20 protein-coding genes, 1 tRNA gene and 2 pseudogenes are annotated in these 16,874 nt (G+C 60.3%); 6 read left to right on the top strand and 17 right to left on the bottom strand.

Annotated elements, in window-relative coordinates; all coding sequences use genetic code 11:
- Positions 1–5: 5 nt before the first annotated feature.
- The 7 genes and pseudogenes from AB4Z52_RS04015 to AB4Z52_RS03985 form a co-directional block, all read right to left on the bottom strand.
- Positions 6–257, bottom strand: a pseudogene (locus AB4Z52_RS04015) (NADPH-dependent FMN reductase); the annotation flags it as partial.
- Positions 250–678, bottom strand: coding sequence for an arsenate reductase (glutaredoxin) (gene arsC, locus AB4Z52_RS04010; RefSeq protein ID WP_442216588.1), 429 nt, complete (start codon positions 676–678; stop codon positions 250–252). The pseudogene AB4Z52_RS04015 and the gene arsC, both read right to left, overlap by 8 nt.
- Positions 675–1,376, bottom strand: coding sequence for an aquaporin (locus AB4Z52_RS04005; protein ID WP_442216587.1), 702 nt, complete (start codon positions 1,374–1,376; stop codon positions 675–677). The genes arsC and AB4Z52_RS04005 overlap by 4 nt, the downstream gene beginning before the upstream one ends.
- Positions 1,377–1,381: 5 nt before the next feature.
- Complete coding sequence (locus AB4Z52_RS04000) at positions 1,382–1,891, bottom strand: arsenate reductase ArsC (protein WP_442216586.1); 510 nt, start codon at positions 1,889–1,891, stop codon at positions 1,382–1,384.
- A complete protein-coding gene (locus AB4Z52_RS03995; RefSeq protein ID WP_442216585.1) occupies positions 1,888–2,235 on the bottom strand; it encodes an ArsR/SmtB family transcription factor in 348 nt (115 codons plus the stop codon). The genes AB4Z52_RS04000 and AB4Z52_RS03995 overlap by 4 nt, the downstream gene beginning before the upstream one ends.
- A gap of 150 nt (positions 2,236–2,385) precedes the next feature.
- A pseudogene (locus tag AB4Z52_RS03990) lies at positions 2,386–2,790 on the bottom strand (efflux RND transporter permease subunit); the annotation flags it as partial.
- Between the two features lie 163 nt (positions 2,791–2,953).
- Positions 2,954–3,358: a FixH family protein gene (locus AB4Z52_RS03985; protein ID WP_442216584.1), complete on the bottom strand. Its 405-nt coding sequence runs from the start codon at positions 3,356–3,358 to the stop codon at positions 2,954–2,956.
- A gap of 219 nt (positions 3,359–3,577) precedes the next feature.
- On the opposite strand from AB4Z52_RS03985, the gene AB4Z52_RS03980 reads away from it, so the two are divergent.
- The gene (locus AB4Z52_RS03980; protein ID WP_442216583.1) at positions 3,578–3,838 is read left to right on the top strand and encodes a hypothetical protein; all 261 of its coding nucleotides are present in this window, start codon (positions 3,578–3,580) and stop codon (positions 3,836–3,838) included.
- Positions 3,839–4,062: 224 nt separating this feature from the next.
- Here AB4Z52_RS03980 and AB4Z52_RS03975 read toward each other — a convergent pair.
- From AB4Z52_RS03975 to AB4Z52_RS03940, 8 genes are all read right to left on the bottom strand, one after another.
- Positions 4,063–4,138 (bottom strand) — tRNA-Lys (locus AB4Z52_RS03975).
- 124 nt (positions 4,139–4,262) lie between these two features.
- Positions 4,263–5,180 (bottom strand): PhzF family phenazine biosynthesis protein, encoded by a 918-nt coding sequence (locus AB4Z52_RS03970; protein WP_442216582.1) that lies wholly within the window; start codon positions 5,178–5,180, stop codon positions 4,263–4,265.
- A gap of 70 nt (positions 5,181–5,250) precedes the next feature.
- On the bottom strand, positions 5,251–6,012 hold the full coding sequence (locus AB4Z52_RS03965; RefSeq protein WP_442216581.1) for an NUDIX hydrolase: 762 nt from the start codon (positions 6,010–6,012) through the stop codon (positions 5,251–5,253).
- 15 nt (positions 6,013–6,027) lie between these two features.
- Positions 6,028–7,140, bottom strand: a complete 1,113-nt coding sequence (locus tag AB4Z52_RS03960; protein ID WP_442216580.1) for an endonuclease/exonuclease/phosphatase family protein — start codon at positions 7,138–7,140, stop codon at positions 6,028–6,030.
- A gap of 42 nt (positions 7,141–7,182) precedes the next feature.
- Positions 7,183–8,178, bottom strand: a complete 996-nt coding sequence (locus tag AB4Z52_RS03955; RefSeq protein ID WP_442216579.1) for an isopenicillin N synthase family dioxygenase — start codon at positions 8,176–8,178, stop codon at positions 7,183–7,185.
- Between the two features lie 91 nt (positions 8,179–8,269).
- Positions 8,270–9,304 carry an ABC transporter ATP-binding protein gene (locus AB4Z52_RS03950; RefSeq protein ID WP_442216578.1) on the bottom strand — a complete coding sequence of 345 codons (1,035 nt, stop codon included), beginning with the start codon at positions 9,302–9,304 and terminating at the stop codon, positions 8,270–8,272.
- Positions 9,292–10,986, bottom strand: coding sequence for an ABC transporter permease (locus AB4Z52_RS03945; RefSeq protein WP_442216577.1), 1,695 nt, complete (start codon positions 10,984–10,986; stop codon positions 9,292–9,294). Before AB4Z52_RS03945 ends, AB4Z52_RS03950 begins: the two co-directional genes overlap by 13 nt.
- A gap of 39 nt (positions 10,987–11,025) precedes the next feature.
- Positions 11,026–12,006: an ABC transporter substrate-binding protein gene (locus AB4Z52_RS03940; RefSeq protein ID WP_442216576.1), complete on the bottom strand. Its 981-nt coding sequence runs from the start codon at positions 12,004–12,006 to the stop codon at positions 11,026–11,028.
- 179 nt (positions 12,007–12,185) lie between these two features.
- On the opposite strand from AB4Z52_RS03940, the gene AB4Z52_RS03935 reads away from it, so the two are divergent.
- Both AB4Z52_RS03935 and AB4Z52_RS03930 read left to right on the top strand, forming a co-directional pair.
- Positions 12,186–13,244 (top strand): aldo/keto reductase, encoded by a 1,059-nt coding sequence (locus tag AB4Z52_RS03935; protein WP_442216575.1) that lies wholly within the window; start codon positions 12,186–12,188, stop codon positions 13,242–13,244.
- 117 nt (positions 13,245–13,361) lie between these two features.
- The gene (locus tag AB4Z52_RS03930) at positions 13,362–13,745 is read left to right on the top strand and encodes a cupin domain-containing protein (protein ID WP_442216574.1); all 384 of its coding nucleotides are present in this window, start codon (positions 13,362–13,364) and stop codon (positions 13,743–13,745) included.
- A gap of 27 nt (positions 13,746–13,772) precedes the next feature.
- Here the strand turns inward: AB4Z52_RS03930 and AB4Z52_RS03925 are convergent, their stop codons facing one another.
- A complete protein-coding gene (locus AB4Z52_RS03925) occupies positions 13,773–14,996 on the bottom strand; it encodes an aminotransferase-like domain-containing protein (protein ID WP_442216573.1) in 1,224 nt (407 codons plus the stop codon).
- A gap of 179 nt (positions 14,997–15,175) precedes the next feature.
- On the opposite strand from AB4Z52_RS03925, the gene AB4Z52_RS03920 reads away from it, so the two are divergent.
- From AB4Z52_RS03920 to AB4Z52_RS03910, 3 genes are read left to right on the top strand one after another with little or no spacing between them, the layout of a single operon-like run.
- The gene (locus tag AB4Z52_RS03920) at positions 15,176–15,385 is read left to right on the top strand and encodes an AbrB/MazE/SpoVT family DNA-binding domain-containing protein (protein ID WP_442216572.1); all 210 of its coding nucleotides are present in this window, start codon (positions 15,176–15,178) and stop codon (positions 15,383–15,385) included.
- The gene (locus tag AB4Z52_RS03915; RefSeq protein ID WP_442216571.1) at positions 15,385–15,765 is read left to right on the top strand and encodes a type II toxin-antitoxin system VapC family toxin; all 381 of its coding nucleotides are present in this window, start codon (positions 15,385–15,387) and stop codon (positions 15,763–15,765) included. Before AB4Z52_RS03920 ends, AB4Z52_RS03915 begins: the two co-directional genes overlap by 1 nt.
- 1 nt (position 15,766) lies before the next feature.
- Entirely contained in the window at positions 15,767–16,360 is a 594-nt protein-coding gene (locus AB4Z52_RS03910) for a class I SAM-dependent methyltransferase (RefSeq protein ID WP_442216570.1), read from the top strand.
- A 58-nt stretch (positions 16,361–16,418) separates the two neighbouring features.
- On the opposite strand, the gene AB4Z52_RS03905 is transcribed toward AB4Z52_RS03910, so the two are convergent.
- The gene (locus AB4Z52_RS03905) at positions 16,419–16,859 is read right to left on the bottom strand and encodes a YidB family protein (protein ID WP_442216569.1); all 441 of its coding nucleotides are present in this window, start codon (positions 16,857–16,859) and stop codon (positions 16,419–16,421) included.
- Between the last annotated feature and the right edge of the window lie 15 nt (positions 16,860–16,874).

Genomic DNA, 16,874 nt, shown 5'->3' with positions numbered 1-16,874 from the left:
AAGAACCTGGTTCGCTTTCGCATCCCAGGCGCGCCATTTGGAAGCGGCAGTCCCTCCGGATCGAAGACGCGGGCCTCGGCTCCGAAGTGCTCGAGCAGCCGTCTTGCCTCGTGGGCGAGAAGACGGCTGTAGGAAACCTGACGGAGCGACCCGTAAAGGTTTCGAATCCGTGGCCTGTGGCTCGACAACGGCGGACGCAACGCCTCGATGTCGGGCTTGCGGAGATGCTCGGCGTCTGCCGCAGGTAAATCAGACAATGCGCTGACCCTTCTCGTCGAGAACCTTCTCGCCGTCCTCCTTCACGAACGGCCCCTTCTGCGTGTTCGGGAGGATCTCGAAGACGACCTCGGACGGACGGCTGAGGCGAGTTCCGAGCGGCGTCACAACGAAGGGTCGGTTGATGAGGATCGGATACTTCAGCATGGCGTCGAGAAGCTGATCGTCGGTCAGCGCCGGGTCGTCGAGACCAAGCTCGGCAAAGGGCGTGCCCTTCTCGCGGATGGCCTGGCGGACGGTCAGTCCGGCATCGGCGATCATCTTGACGAGTTGTTCGCGCGGCGGCGGATCTTTGAGGTATTCGATGACGGTCGGTTCGATCCCGGCATTGCGGATCATCGCCAGCGTGTTACGCGAGGTTCCGCAGCCTGGATTGTGGTAAATGGTGACGTCCATGGTCATTCCGCACCTTTCAGCTTGTTCAGCACGTGTTCGACCGGTTCCTGTTCTGTCAGCAGCCAGCCGACAAGAACCGAGGCGAGCAACGCGCCCGCCAATTCCGCAATGATGAATCCTGGCAGGTCGATCGGCCGGATGCCTGAAAAGGTATTTGAGAACGCCCGCGCGATGGCGACCGCCGGATTGGCAAACGACGTAGAGGCAGTGAACCAGTAGGCGGCCGTAATATAGAGCCCGACCAGCCAGGGAACGGCTTTTGGCCGCGCACGAAGGCCAGCAAGGATGGTGAGTACAAGGCCAAAGGCGGCAACCGCCTCCGCGAGCCATTGCCCCGACCCGGTGCGAACCGTCGTCGAAAACTGGATGATCGGCAACTCGAACATGGCGTGGGCCAGGAACGAGCCGGCGATGCCACCGCCAAGCTGGGCGACGACGTAGAGGAGCGCCGCCTGTACACCGATCTGCCGCCGTAGCGCGAAGACCATGGTGACCGCCGGGTTGAAGTGCGCGCCGCTGATCGGCCCGAGGATGGTGATCAGCACGACGAGTATCGCGCCTGTCGCGATCGTATTGGCAAGCAGCGCAAGGGCGACGTCGTTGGTGAGCTTTGCCGCCATGATCCCAGAACCGACGACGGTGGCAACGAGGATGGCGGTGCCCAGCGCTTCTGCGACAAGGCGTCGCGATAGATTGAAAGCCATTGCCATCAGCCGGCACTCGGCGAAGTGCGGCCGATCTCTTCGAGCTGCTCCTGCAGGGAGAGCTTGTCGATGGTCGCCAGCGGCAGATTAACGAAAAGCGATATCCGGTTCCTGAGATAGCGGGCGGCCTGGGCGAACGCGCGGCCTTTCTCAACCTCTAAGCCTTCGACGGCGGCGGGGTCTTCTATTCCCCAATGGGCGGTCGCAAGATGTCCCAGCCAAACCGGGCAAGCCTCCCCGGCTGCGTCGTCGCAGACCGTGAAGATGAAGTCCATGTGCGCAGCACCCGGTTCGGCGAACACGTCCCAGCTCTTGGAACCGAAGCCGGAGGAAGGACAGTTGAGCGCTTCGAGGGTTCTTATGGCCCAGGGGTGTACCGCACCCTTGGGATGGCTGCCGGCCGAAAAGGCGCGGAAACGGCCCTTGCCTTCAACATTGAGGATGGATTCCGCCATGATCGACCGGGCCGAATTGCCTGTGCAGAGAAATAAGACGTTAAATACCTTGTCGCTCATGTTTGCTGCCTTTCAACGACTGCTGTGATGGTCTGGATCACCGGACGGCAAAGCTCCGGCGAGCCATTGCAGCAATCCTCCATGAGATAGGCGAGAAGGCCCTGAAAGCCGGCCATGTCGGCGACATAGCGCACCACCCGCCCATCGCGCTCGGCAAGCACCAGTCCTGCCTGATCGAGGATCTTCAAATGCGCCGACATGGTGTTCTGCACGGTGCCCAGCCGCGAGGCAATCTCGCCGGCCGGCACGCCTTGAGGGCCTGCACCGACCAGCAGACGGAAGACATCCAGCCGCGTGTCCTGACCGAGCGCCGCCATCGCGGCAAGAACGGATTTTTTATCCATATATCCAGACATCCAGATTTATTTGCCTAATAGCCTCCGTTCGTGACGGCTTGATGAAAGCGATACAATTTGGCGAAAGGGCGGGTTCCTGTCTGAGCCCACCCTTCGCATTTCATTCGGCAGCTTCGAGATCGCGCAAGTCGTTTTCGAAGCTGGCCTGGTCGCACTTGTCACGATCGTGAGCCGCCATCCCTTGACCAACCCGTAGACCGCCGGGATGACGATCAACGTCAGCAAGGTCGACGACACCATGCCGCCGATCATCGGCACCGCGATGCGCTGCATGATCTCGGAACCCGCTCCCGTCCGCCAGAGAATGGGAACGAGCCCTGCCATGATCGCCACGACCGTCATCATCTTCGGCCGCACCCGCTCGGCAGCACCGACCATGATGGCGCGGTTAAGATCGGAACGAGTGAACGTCCGCCCCTCAGCCTCGCAGATTTCGAGCTGCTCCTTCATGGCATGGTCGAGGTAGATCAGCATGATGACCCCCGTCTCCGCGGCCACGCCAGCAAGCGCGATGAAGCCGACTGCGACCGCGACGGAGGCATTACCGCGCCCATCGGCACTTGCTTCGGTTTCGCCATTGCGGCGACGGCTGCTTCGGCAACCGGAAGACCGAGCCGTGAACCAAGGTCCTTCGTGCCAGCCCAATAGCCTCCCCCGCCGAGCAATACGGCGAGGGAGAGCGTGGCTGTCACACGTATTGTCGTGTTCAAGGAGCCGCTTTAAGGACGACTTCGCCCTGAATGGTTTCGGGTTCGCCCTGGACCTTGGCGGCGAGCTTGAACCGCCAGCCGCCGGCCATGACGAAGTCGCTCTTGAAAGCATAGACGCCGGGCTCCGTGGACGCGGCAGCCACAACCGGGGTGGTCATCATCTCCATGCCCTCAGGAGCCATGTCCATCCGCGTTGTGAGGATGACGGCGTCTGAAACGGGCTTGCCGGTGCGCTTGTCGATCAATCGCACGGAGACGAGGCTCGCCTGTCCCTGCTTGACGTTGGTGGAGACGGGTTGGAATTCGTAGTCCTGTGTGCCGGCGAAAGACACGGCTGCAGAGCCGACGATCAACACGCCGCCAAGAAGCACCGCCCCTGTAAAGGGGAGATTTTTGTTCATGTTTCTGATCTCATCAGGGGGCGGATGTCCGCACCACGCGCTCAGTCAAAATTGATCGCCATTGGATCAGCGCAAACGCGATCAAACGTCCGACGTGATGCCGCTGGCAGGTTCAGAATAATGTGAGATCAGGCTTTGGGAGGTCGGACCGGCGGATCGATCAAAGTAGATGCTAATTGAACGTGCGGCATCACGTCGAAGCGGTGGGAAAGGCACGGAATGACGACAGACCAACTGTTTTCGTCTGCGACATCAGCAACGATAGCCGTCGTGCAGACCAGCGCCAACGGGCAGCTTTGTCCGCGGTCCGCCTTGTTCGGCTGGCTGCCTGGGCAACACTGGATCATCGTCGCCATGTCCATCCCGACCATCGCTTCCGTCCGCACGGCACCCGAAGATGCCATGGCGCTGCCAGCCGTACCGATGCTCATCGGACCAACGATGAGCCCAAGCAAAGCGACGAGCAGTGAAAGGCGGTGAACGAACCGGGCGAACTTCATTGTGCGATACTGGCATGCAGAGATCGCCATTGGAAGCGGCCTCACACCAAAGTGTAGAACGATGAGTTCATTGCATGTTGGCGGCCCTTCGCGAGACTAGCGTATCGACCTACCCCCATTGCTACTAGGCCATTATATATCTGCGCCTCACCTCAGGGACTGAACCCCCGAGCATGCAATAAACTAATCAATACAGAGAGATAATGGTGGGTGATGTAGGGCTCGAACCTACGACCCGCTGATTAAGAGTCAGCTGCTCTACCAACTGAGCTAATCACCCGTAACCGCTTTTGACGGCGTGACCGGGCATATAAATAGGATCGGTTTCATTGTCCAGCCGGTTCGCTGATTTTCTTTCGCAATTCAGCAAAATAATTTCACAAAGAGACAATTATCCAATGAAATCAAATATCCAGCGTGCCGCTAGCAAGTCGCACCGCCTGACCGCCAATTCGCGCATTTGAAATTTCTCCGCCGTCGACATCGATATGGAGATGAATAAAGGAGGGGCGGCCCATCTCGACTCCCTGCTCGACGATGACGGGATAATGACCGTCCGGCAGCCGGTCGAAATGGTGGATCGCGCCGGAGAGCGCTGCCACCGCCGACCCCGTCGCCGGGTCCTCGACGATGCCCATGCCCGCCGCAAACATGCGCGCGTGAAATTTCGCGGTGTGATTGACCGCGCCGCGGCAATAGATATAGGCGGATGCAAGCGAACCGTCGACGAAGGGTACCGTCTTCTCCCAGAGCAGTGGATCGAATTCGAGCCGCTGCGCCGCGCCCACGTCATGTACCGGCACCAGCAGGAAGGGAACGCCCGCCGTCCAGATCGACGGCACATGGTTCTCGAAGCCGATTTCAGTGACCTTCAGTCCAAGCGCATCCGCAAGCCGTAGTTTTTCGAGCGGCAGCAGGATCTGCTGCGACTTTCGCGGCAGGTCGAATTCGGCAAAACTCGGCTGTTCCTGTTTCAGCCGCACGGCGCAACGCACCGGGCCGACCTTTTCCTCGAGAACGGAAACGAGATCGAGATCGCCTCCATGTCTCGCATGGGTGCGTTCAGCAAGCGCTATCGCGGCGCCGACCGTCGGGTGGCCGGCGAAGGGCAATTCCCGCCCCGGCGTGAAGATGCGCAGGCTTGCGGTGTGGGCCGGATTGGTCGCGGCGCGGACGAACACCGTCTCGGACAGGTTGAGTTCGCGGGTAATCGCCTGCATTGCCTCGTCGCTCAAGCCGTCGCCGTCAAAGACCACGGCCAGCGGATTGCCTGCCAACTTCGTGTCGGTGAACACGTCATAGACGCTATAACTGCGTGACACCCCTGCCTCCTTCAATCACTTCCAAATTTGCAACCTGCCCGACCGCGCAACCAAGCGCAAGGCTGCGCGCTCATCTCTGCCGATCGAAGAACCACGCAAGGATCGGCAGCATCGAGACGTTGTAGGGCTGCGCCGCCGGATCGGCGGAGCGTATTGCGACGGCACCGTCGATCTCCTGATCTTTCGCGTGAGGCATATGCGCCTCGATCCGGGCGACCAACTGGTCTGCAGTGGCATCGAAGCGAAACAGCCGAAACACTGTCAGGGAGTGCCTGAAATGCGAAGCGTGATAGCCCGGCTCAGCAGCGGCATCGCCAAGGTCGAGCCCGGTTTCCTCGAGCACTTCGCGGCGCATATTGCCCTCAATATCGCAGCGACCGTCGACGATATCGCTCTCGTCGAGCGATCCCGCCGCGAAATAGACCTGGCCGGCATTGGCGGTATGCTGCCCCATCCTGATAGCAACGAGCGCATTGTCGGAGGTAACGAGGACCGGAAAGGCGAACACATGGAAGCCGCCCTCACGCACCGCCTGCTTGCGCCACCATAGAAATGTGGAAAAAGGAACGACATAAGCCTCGCCGCTGATGCCTTCCTCGCTCACCGCCAGGCGATGCTGAAACACCATGCGACCATCAAAAAGCGCCGGGTTCGAAGCGATCTCCGCCTGCCAGTTCACGCGGGCGGCCGCTTTCTCGCGCGCATGGAACGGATGATCGCCGTCAAGAACTTGCAGGTCGATATGGCCGACCCGAAACACGGTCTGCTCCACCGGCCAATGGCGCGTGTCTTCCTCCAGCAAGGCTTCCTTCTGAGTTCGCGTGATCTTCATTTAAATCCAAAACCTTCATTTGAAATCGAGCGTCATGACCACCGGGCAATGATCCGAGGCCTTTGGTCGGTCCCAGCCGGTTCGCGGATAGCGCTCGATTTCCTGCCCCGGCGGAAAGATCGTGCGATAGGGTTGGCCGGCTCGGATGATCTCTGGAATGTGGGCGATATTTGCCCGCGCCAATGCTGGCGACAGCCAGAGATAGTCAAGCTGGCAGAGCCATTGCTCCTGCGGTCCGCGTGCGTGGTAGAGCGTCCAGCGGTCAAGCGGCGAACGCCGCGCGATGACGTTCTCGGTAAAGCCGCCGTCGCTGAAGACATCGAGCGCGCTCGCCTCCTCGTGCCGGTGTTCGAAGCGATAGCCGGTGCGGCGGCTACCGATGACATCGACCCGCTCCTGATAGTCGTTCAGGTCGCCGCAAATGGCGAAATTCCTGGAAGCAGTTTCGCCGACGCCGAAGCGGTTCTCAATGATCCGCCGCACGGCAAGCGTTTCGGCGCGACGCACCGGCATCGTGGCGCGGCGGCCATCGACGCCGTCCCTGGGGCCACCCATCGACTTTAGGTGCGTGACGTAGAGCGCAAACGGCACGCCGCCGATCCTGAGATCGAGCTCAAGGCAGTCGCGCTTGAATATCCGGTCGTCGATATGGTGACCGAGTGCCGCCAGCTCGTCGCTGAACAGGTCGAACGCGCGATAAGTCACCGATGAGTGACTGGTGATGTCCTTGAGTTCGATGCTCTCGCCGTCCCGCGTCTCCTCGCGCATCAGCACCGCGACGTCAATGCCGCGGCTGTCATTGCCTTCGACCAGATACCTCTTTCTGTAACCATTGCCGACCATGCGGAAGAGATAACCGTTTTCGAACGCCTCCAGCGCCGCCATGTTGTCGACCTCCTGAAGGCAAAGGATGTCGGCATCGGCGTCGGCAATGGCAAGTGCCGTCATCTGCCGCGTATCGTCCGCGCCAGCAACCACCCGCGCCTGCTCCAGCTGACGATACACGGCTTCGTTCTGCACCTCGAAAAGCTTCAGCACCCGGTCCTGGTGCAACAGGTTGCGGAACCCGCTGAAGTCGAACCGGGTCATGAGGTTTTCGATATTGAAGGTGGCGAGACGCAAAGACATGGGACACGTTCCTGATGCGGACGATGATCGGCGCAGCCTTGACTAGCCGGCCTTGGCCGTCATCGTCGATTTGAATTTGCCCATAAGATAGGGGCCGGACAGGACGGGTTCATATTTCGGCTTGGCGCCCGGCCGCATGCAGGATGGCAGGCAGGCGATCTCGGCAAACCAGTTCGGCTGATGGAAGAAGGCAAGCGACTGCCGGCGCTTCATGCCACTCTCCTTGGGCGGTGGATTGACGACGCGGTGCATGGTCGAGACCCAACGATCGTTGGTCCAGAGCGCCATCAGATCGCCAATGTTGATGACCAAGGCGCCGGGCACCGGCGGTACCGCGGTCCAGCCGCCATCGGGAGCGATGATCTCCAGCCCCCTGGAGCCTGGCTCTGGCAACAGGATCGTCAGGCTGCCATAGTCCGTGTGAGCGCCGGCGCGAAGCTGCCCCGGCTTCGGCTCGACATCCTGCGCCGGATAATTGAGCGCGCGCAACGCGCTGATCGGCGTATCGACATAGCTATCGAAGAAATGCTCCTCCAGCCGCAGCCCCACCGCAAAAACACGCATGATGCGCGCCGCAAGGTCTTCCATGGAGCGATAATAGGCCTTCCAGGCCTCGGCAAAACCTTTCGCTCCCTCAGGCCATATAGTGGCAGCATAGCAGAAGCCGAGCGCTTCCGGGTCTGTCATGCCAACGGGGACCTCAAGCGGGCCGCCATTGAAGCTCTCCTTAAGATCGGGCGGTGTATCGACATTTCGCGACTTGGCTAGCGCTTCGGTGCCAGGCCCGAGATAACCGTAGGGATAGCCCGGATACGGCGCCCTCGCCTGCTGTTTGATCTCTGCGGGTTGGTCGAAGAAAGCCCTCGCCTTCTCCCATATGGCGGCGATGACGGCGTCGTCGATCCCATGATTGGAAATTGCAAGGAATCCCGTGGAACGGCAGATTTCGTCAACCACCGCGCCGAGCCGTTTCTTTTCGCCGTCCGTCGCCGCCTCAAAAACACCGAGATCGAAAACCGGGAAGGCCTGGCTGGACATGGCGGCGATTCTCCTTCGGACAGACGAGCAAATCAAGCACAGGAAGACAGCAGGAACAACCGCCATCTGACGCTGGCGTTGCCGGCAGCGCTCAAAGCCGCCATGCCAAACGGATGGCCACGGCAAGGGTTTCACCCGGTATTGCTGCAACGCGGCTATAGGCCCTGAGCACCTGGCCATCAGGCAGCGCGAGGCGCAGCGCATAGCGCTCTCCCTCATATAGAGAGGTTTCGACCATGCATGAAATTCCCTCGGCGTCGAGAGAGACGTCTTCGGGCCGCACCAGAATGTCCGCACAGGATGTACCGTCGCCTCGTGGCAGCGCGAGCATCCGTTGGAGAGCCGGCCAGCCGAGGGAGCGCGACCCGCAATCGCCAGGCAAGGGCAGAGACAGAATGGCACCGCGCCCGACCAAGCCGCCAACCAGCTTGCCCTCCGGCCGCGCATAAATCTCCGCCGGTTCAGCCACCTGCAGCAGCCGGCCTTCCGACATCACGGCGACATCGGTTGCCAGTGCCATGGCTTCGCTCTGGTCGTGGGTAACGTAGATCATCGTCGCGCCCGAGCGTCGGTGGAACTCGCGAAACGTTTCCTCCATTTCGGTCTTCAGATGACGGTCGAGATTGGCAAGAGGCTCGTCGAGCAGGACCACATCGGGCGACGTTACCAGGCAGCGGGCAAGCGCCACGCGCTGTCGCTGTCCGCCCGAGAGATCGGCAGGCCGCCGCTCGGCGAAATCACCGAGACTGACCGTTGCTAGCGCCTGGCCTACCTTCTCGCGGTAACGCTCGCCGGAAATTCCGCGCACATTCAGAGGATATCCGACATTGTCGGCGACGTTCATATGCGGCCAGAGCGCGTAGGACTGAAAGACCATCGCCATGTTGCGACGCTCGGGCGGCAAATGGCTCTCGCTATTCGCCAGTCGTTTTTCGCCGAGATGGATCGACCCTGCGGTCGGCTGCTCGAACCCGGCAATCATTCGCAGCACCGTCGTCTTGCCGCAGCCGGACGGTCCAAGCAGGGCGAGAAAGCCGCCGTCGCGCACTTCGAGCGACAGGGCATCAACGGCAAGGCGTCCGGTTCCGAAGTCCCTGGTGACGCGCTCGAGGATCAGCTTCGCCACGGCAGCACTCCCTTCGGTAGACGCTTGCCGAGAAATTCCAGTAGCAGCATCAACCCGACAACCATGGCGACGACCAGCACCGACATTGCCGATGCGAGATCGGAGCTGCCGCTATCGTCGAGATTGTAGATGGTCACTCCGAGCGTTTGCGTTCCGGCCGACCACAGCAGGGCAGAGACGGTGAGCTCGTTGCATGCGATCAGGAAGACGAGGATGACCGATGCTCCGGCTGCCGGCGCGATTAGCGGGAGGATGATGTCCATAAGCCGGCGAAAGAACCCGGCGCCGGACAGGCGGGCCGCTTCTTCCAAGGCCGGATCGAGTTGCAGGAAAGCGCTGAATACCGGCTTCAGGCTGACGGCGAAATAAGCCGAGAAGTAGGCGAGCAGGATGATCCAGATCGTACCGTAAAGTGTGACATGAAGAACCGGCAAGGGTGCCGCAAACACCAGGATGAACGATACGGCGACGATGATCCCCGGCAAGGCATAGGGGATTTCTATGAGCCCGGCGATGAGACGGCTGGCAACGTCCCTGCGCTTCGTCAGCGAATAGGCGACGAGGATCGTCATCGCCAGCAGACACATCGACGTCATTCCGGCAAGAAACAGCGAATTGGAAAAGGCGGTGCGCGTCGCCGTCTGGCGAAAAAGGATCTCCGTGAAGGCGTGGAGCGACGCGGTCTTCAGGCTGAGCGGAACGCCATAGGCCGGCACGAGCGCGCCGGCGACAAGGGCAAGGAAAGGCGCCACCAGCATAGCGAACAGGATGCTCGTCACAAGCGGCAAAGCCAGATATTGCCAACGCCCAAGCGATAACGCGGCCGGCGCACCGGATAGCCCGATGAGGCGGTAGTCGCGGCCGCGCAGCGCCCTGCCCTGAACCGCCAGGCCAACGACCGAGATGACTGCGATCATCATCGACAGGACGGCGATATCGCCGAAGGTGCGTGGGCCGAAAGAGGAAAACTTGGTGAAGATCAGCGTCGACAGTGTGAAGATTGAGGCTGGAATGCCGAGAATGGCTGGAATGCCGAAATTGCCGACCGAGGATACGAAGGCGATAGCCCCGCCGGCAATGACGCCGGGCATAGACAGAGGCAAGACGATGTCACAGAAGACGCGAAGACCAGACGCCCCAGCCAGCCGCGCCGCCTCGATCCCGTCTCGCGGCAGTGTCATCAGGCTTGCGCGAAGCGCCAGATAGACGAGCGGCGCATGCTGCACGCCGTAGAGCAAGGCGATGCCGCCGATCGAATAAAGCGGCTGCGGCGAGCCGAGCGGCAGTGTGATGTGCAACGCCTTCAAAAACGGGCTGGAAGGCCCAGACATCTGCACCCAGGCGAGCGCTGTTACCTGCGGCGGGATCATCATCGGCAGGACGAAGAGAAAGCCCAACAAGCCACGGCCGGCAATGTCTGTCAGCGTCAGCAGAAAGGCAAAGAGGCAGCCGATGAGGAGAGAAATCACCGTTCCATAGACGGCCGTCTCGACCGTGTACCAGGTCGAGCGCCATAGCGCAGGATCGGTGATCAGCTCGTAGGCCCCGCCGCGCAGAAGCGCCGCGGTGCCGGCCTCCGCCAGCCGCGCTAGGGGCAGCACGCTCAGGATCAACACCACGAAAACGACGAAAGGAAACAGCCAAACTGGCTGACTGTTTCCCCGGCGGACATATCCGTACATTCAACGCCCCGTATGAACGGTCATGGCTGACCTTTTATCTCACTTCGATCCGTAGAACGAGGAGAAGGTCTTCAGGTCCTGATCGCTGTTTTTCAGGGCCACGGCGGCGTTGAGCGGCAGAACCTTGATGCTGTCGCGCGGAGGGAAACCGGCCGGCAGCGTCATGCCATTGCGGGCGGGAATATAGCCGAGCTTGAGAAAGCCCTCCTGGCCTTTGACCGACAGGGCGTAGTCGACGAACTTTTTGGCTGCATCTGCGTGCTTGGTGGTCGAAAGGATCGCAACCGGCTCGGTGACCGCGGAGACGCCTTCCTTCGGAAACACGAATTCCAGCGGCGCACCCTTGGCTTTCTCACGGATCGGCATGTAATCGACGACCATGCCGTAGGCCTTTTCGCCCGACGCCACCGATTTCAGAACCTGGCCGTTGCCGCCGGCAGCAACTGCGCCGTTGCCTGCAAGGCTCTTGTAGAAATCCCAGCCGAGACTGCCGACGCCTGCAAGCGTCTGGGCATGGATGAGCGCGGCACCAGAGGCAAGCGGGCTCGGCATGACGACGAGACCCTTGGCCTCCGGCTTGGTCAGGTCCTGCCAGCTCGTCGGCTTCATTGAGGCGGCGGTATTGTAGACGATCCCCGTGGTGATGAGCTTGGTCGAATAGTAGTAGCCGTCGGCGTCATAAAGTGCTGCATCGTAGTTGACGGCTTCCGGTGACTTGTAGGCCATCAGCTTGCCGGCTTCCTTCAGCCGCTCCAGGGTCACCATGTCGGCGATTAGGAGAACGTCGGCCACAGGATTGCCCGCCTGGATCTCGGATTCGAGCTTGGCCATGATCTTCGGCGTGCCATCACGCACCCAGTCGACCTTGATGTCGGGATTGGCTGCTATGAATCCATCGACCGTCGCCTGTGCATCCTCGTTCGGCTGGCTCGTGTAGAGCACCAACTCGGCGGCATGGGCAGATACCGAAAGAAGGCCCGCGCCAAGCAGGCCGGCAAGCGCAGCAACGATGATTTTCATGATGACTTCCTGAATGATCTGGGTCTGCTTCCTAGCCATACCGGTTAACATGAATGTGACAGCGGCCCAGCCCGTTGAGACCGCATCGGCTGCCGGTGGCCTTGACGACCGCCCTACGCCTCTATCTGGTACCTCTAATCTTCGCTCATTCTCATACTGTCTTCCAAGGAGGAACCCCCATGGAATATCGTCTGCTCGGCCGCTCTGGCCTCAAGATTTCGACCATCACGATGGGCACCATGACCTTCGGCGGCAAGGGCTGGGCAAAGACCGTCGGCGACCTCGGCGTTGGCGAGGCACGGCGGCTGGTCGACATGTGCCTCGATGCGGGCGTCAACCTGATCGACACCGCCGATGTCTATTCGCAAGGCGCCTCCGAAGAAATTCTCGGCGAGATTATTGGAGGACCGCGCAAGAATGGCCTCCTCATCGCCACTAAGGCCCGCTTCCCGATGGGAGACGGGCCAAACAATGCCGGCTCGTCGCGCCATCATCTGATCAGCGCCTGCGAGGCCAGCCTGAGACGAATGAAGACCGACGTTATCGATCTCTACCAGCTGCACGAATGGGACGGGCAGACACCGCTCGAAGAGACGCTGGAGGCGCTCGACACGCTCGTCCGCCACGGCAAGGTGCGCTACATCGGCTGCTCGAATTTTTCCGGCTGGCACATCATGAAGGCGCTCGGCGTCAGCGAAAAAGATGGTCGCGAGCGCTTCGTCAGCCAGCAGATCCACTACACGCTCGAAGCACGCGATGCCGAATACGAGCTGCTGCCCATCAGCATCGACCAGGGCCTCGGCATCCTCGTATGGAGCCCATTGGCCGGCGGCCTCCTCTCCGGCAAGCATCGGCGCAACCAGGCGACGCCGGAAGGCACGCGCCAGTTCGCCGGCTGGACCGAACCGCCGATCCGCGACGAAAACAGGCTCTGGAACATCGTCGACGCGCTGGTGGCGATTGCCGAAAGCCGCAATGTTTCGGCGGCCCAAGTGGCGTTATCCTGGCTGATCGGCCGCAAGGGCGTGACCTCGGTGATCATCGGCGGCAGAACGGACGCACAGTTCAAGGACAACCTCGCTGCCGCCGAGCTGAAGCTAAGCGCCGAAGAACGCCAACGGCTCGACGACGTCAGCCTGCCGCAGCTGCTCTATCCCTACTGGCACCAGAAGAACACCGCAAACGACCGCCTCAGTGAAGCCGACCTCTCGCTTGTTGCTCCGCATTTGAAGGGGTGAGAGCCAATCTGACGCGGCAGATCGAACGACCATTGCGGCTTGCCGCCTGCACGATCGTTGAAGACCGGCAGCACGTCTTCACTTAGTGATATCGCCGAACAACATAGAGGCCGGACCGTGAAGACCGAGACGCAAAACACCTATACGCCGATCAACCTTGCTCAGAAGTCGGCATTGCTTACCGAGCACTGGCAGCCGCGAGTTATCGCCGAACTGAACGACTACCAGTTCAAGATCGCGAAAATCGAGGGCGACTTCATCTGGCACGATCATCCACAAACCGACGAAGCCTTTATCGTGCTCGAAGGCGAGCTGCGGATCGATTTCCGTGACGGCTCCGTGCTGATCAAGCCCGGCGAAATGTTCGTCGTGCCCAAGGGCGTGGAACACAAACCTTTCGCAGCAACAGAGGTCAAGATGATGATGATCGAGCCGCGCGGCACTGTAAATACCGGCGAGGCCGGTGGAGAGCGGACGGCTCAGAACGACATCTGGATCTGAGCCGGGAGTTCGGTTCGACGCGAAGCCTCAGAGCTTCGCCATCTCGCTTGCGATAAGCGCGCCGAGCCTCGAAATGCCTTCCTCGATCATTTGGTCGTCGGCGCAGGAAAAGCTGACGCGGAAGGTATTCGGTCCGGAACCGTCGGCAAAGAAGGCCTGGCCGGGCACGAAGGCAACCTTCGCGGTCTCGAGCGAAGTCGCCAGAAGCTTGGCGCCATCCATGCCGCGCGGCAGGGTGATCCAGACGAACATGCCGCCTTCGGGCTTCGTCCAGCTGGTGCCTTCCGGCATATATTTGGCAAGGGCGGCCAGCATGCAGTCGCGGCGATGGCTGTAAGTCTTGCGCACCTTGGCGACCTGCTGGTCGAACCCCTTTTTGGCAACCTCGTAGATCGCCATCTGGTTGATCGTCGAGGAATGCAGATCGGCCGCCTGCTTCATCAGCACAAGCTTGCGGATGACCGGCGCATTGCCGACGACGAAGCCGACGCGAAGCCCCGGCGCCAGCGTCTTCGAAAAGCTGCCGCAATAGATCGTCCGCGTCTGATTGATGTCGCCCTTGCGCGCAATCTCCAGCGACAGGATCGGCGGGATCGGGTCGCCGTCGTAGCGCAGCGACTGATATGCTGCATCCTCGATGATCGCGATGTCGAGCTCGTCGGCAAGGTCGATCAGCTTCTCGCGCGCCACCAGATCGATCGTCTCACCCGTCGGATTGGCGAAATCTGCTGAGAGATAAGCGAACTTGACACGCCCGCCGGCCTGTTCGGCGGTGATGCGATAGGCTTCCGGCGTCCGGTTGCCGTTCGGCGTCAGCTGATCATAGCTCGGCTCATAGGCATTGAAGGCCTGGAGAGCGCCGAGATAGGTCGGCGCGGTGACCAAAGCCGTATCATTGGGAGAAAGGAACAGCTTGCCGAGATAATCCAGTCCCTGCTGTGAACCGGAGACGATGAAGACGTTTTCGAGATCGCAGGCAACGCCGATCCTCGCCATCTGCAGCACGAGCCATTCGCGCAACGGCTTGTAGCCTTCGCTGACCGAGTACTGCAGCGCCGAATTGACAGCTTCACTATCGAAGATGTCACTATAAGCCTGCTTGAACTCCTCGGCGGGAAACAGCTTCGGATCGGGAATGCCGCCGGCAAAGGAGATGATATCCGGCCGCTCCAGCAGCTTCAGCAACTCGCGAATTTCAGAGGCGCGCATACGGCTCGAGCGCGTCGCAAAGATGTTTTCCCAACTGAACATGGGGGGGCTTCCTCGTAATTTTTTGTCTTTAGAAGACCAAACCACGCAACAAAAGATAAGTCAATATTGCTGACCTATTTTGTTGAAGGTGGAATGTCCCCAAATTCGAAAGATGCCTTCACAGTTTGTATGACGCATGTTATTCTTACGGTTTTACTATCGATATAGGAATGGTAAGAATGGCGTCGGCAACTCTCTCTTCAAAATTTCAGATATCGATCCCCAAGGAAGTTCGCGATCGTCAACATTGGAACGCAGGCCAGGAGTTCGTGTTCATTCCCAAAGGCAAAGCTGTGCTCTTGATGCCGGTTCCGACGCTGGAAGAATTGCACGGGCTAGCCGAGGGCGCCAACACCGAAGACTACCGCGACAGAAGCGATCGCTTCTGATGCGTGTCGTTGACAGTTCGGTCTGGATCGAATGGCTCAGCAAAACCGCGCTCGCTCAGCAACTGTCCCAGCAAATCCCTCCACGGGATGAATGCATCGTCCCGACGATCGTTCAGCTGGAGCTCAGCAAGTGGCTTTACCGGGAAAAACGCGAAGAAGCGGTCAACAGCTTCATCGCATATACGATGCAGTGCAATGTTGTGCCGCTGGACACGATGCTTGCGCGCGAAGCGGCTGAAATCTGCAGGAAGCAGCGGCTCGCGACAGCCGATGCGATCATCTACGCGACGGCTCTTCACTATGGCGCCGACATCGTCACTTGCGATGCCCATTTCAAAGACTTCGAAAATGTAATTTATGTCGCGAAGGTTGCAGATTGAGATGACCAAGGGCAGCGATCCTACCCGCTTTTTCTACCAGGAGAACGCGCAGGTCTACGCGTCTCGTGACCGGCTTCTTCCTGCTGAGCGGTTGGATGCCTTTTTAGGCGCGCTTGCCGCCGGAGCATCCATTTTGGAGCTTGGATGTGGTGGGGGCCAGGACAGCGCCTACATGATGTCGCGCGGCTTCGATGTCACCGCCACCGATGGGTCGCCTCAACTTTCGAAAGAGGCAGAGACGCGGATCGGCAAGCCAGTCAGGGTTTTGCGATTTGAAGACCTGGCGGCGCGGGACCAATATGAAGGAGTATGGGCCGAGGCCAGTCTGCTCCACGTCCCCCGCTCGACGCTGCCCGATATTCTTGAACGTATCCTGCAGGCGCTGAAAAAAGGCGGCGTTCTTCACGCCAGCTTTAAATCAGGAGCGCGCCACGGACATGACAGCTTTGGCCGCTACTACAACTATCCTTCCGTCAAGTGGCTCGGTGACATTTTGGTGGCCGGCGGATGGAAAGACGTTTCAATAACGAAGGGCGAAGGCGGCGGCTACGATGGCAAGCCGACGCCCTGGCTCTATGTCAATGCAATCAAGTAGAACCCTCACTCCCCTGCGGGAGCAAGGCACTCGAGCTAGGTCGAAACAGGCCGTCCTATCAGGAGCGCAGCATCGCAGACAGTTGAGCCATGTCGGGAACCTGCCCCTGCGGCGTTGCCTTGTCGACGACGCCTGGCAGGACCTTGGCGAGTTGTTCTAGCAGTTCCTGCTCGCTGACGCCGGCTTGACGCGCAAGGTCGCTGATCGTCTGCGATCCGAGTGCGCCGCCGAGGCTGCCCGGCGAGATCGGCTGGTTGGGGCCGGGCTTGACCCAGCTGTCGACCGCAGCACCCTGGCCCGCTTCGGTCAGCTTGCCCAAAAGACCGCCCAATCCGCCGAACAGTCCTCCATCGCTGGCCGGCGCATTGGCCCCCTGGGGAGCCACTTCGTCGCTGTTGCTCCTGCCGCTCAATAGTTTGCCGACGAGCAGAGCGCCGAGCGCAATCATGATCGGCTTCGAGATATTTCCGCCGGGGACGGCGTCGTCAAATATTCCCATTGCCCTATCCTTTCA

The organism is Rhizobium sp. 2YAF20, assembly GCF_052114685.1.
Taxonomy (GTDB): Bacteria; Pseudomonadota; Alphaproteobacteria; order Rhizobiales; family Rhizobiaceae; genus Rhizobium.
The sequence above is the reverse complement of the archived record's forward strand: the minus strand, read 5'-3'. Positions and strand labels throughout refer to the sequence as shown.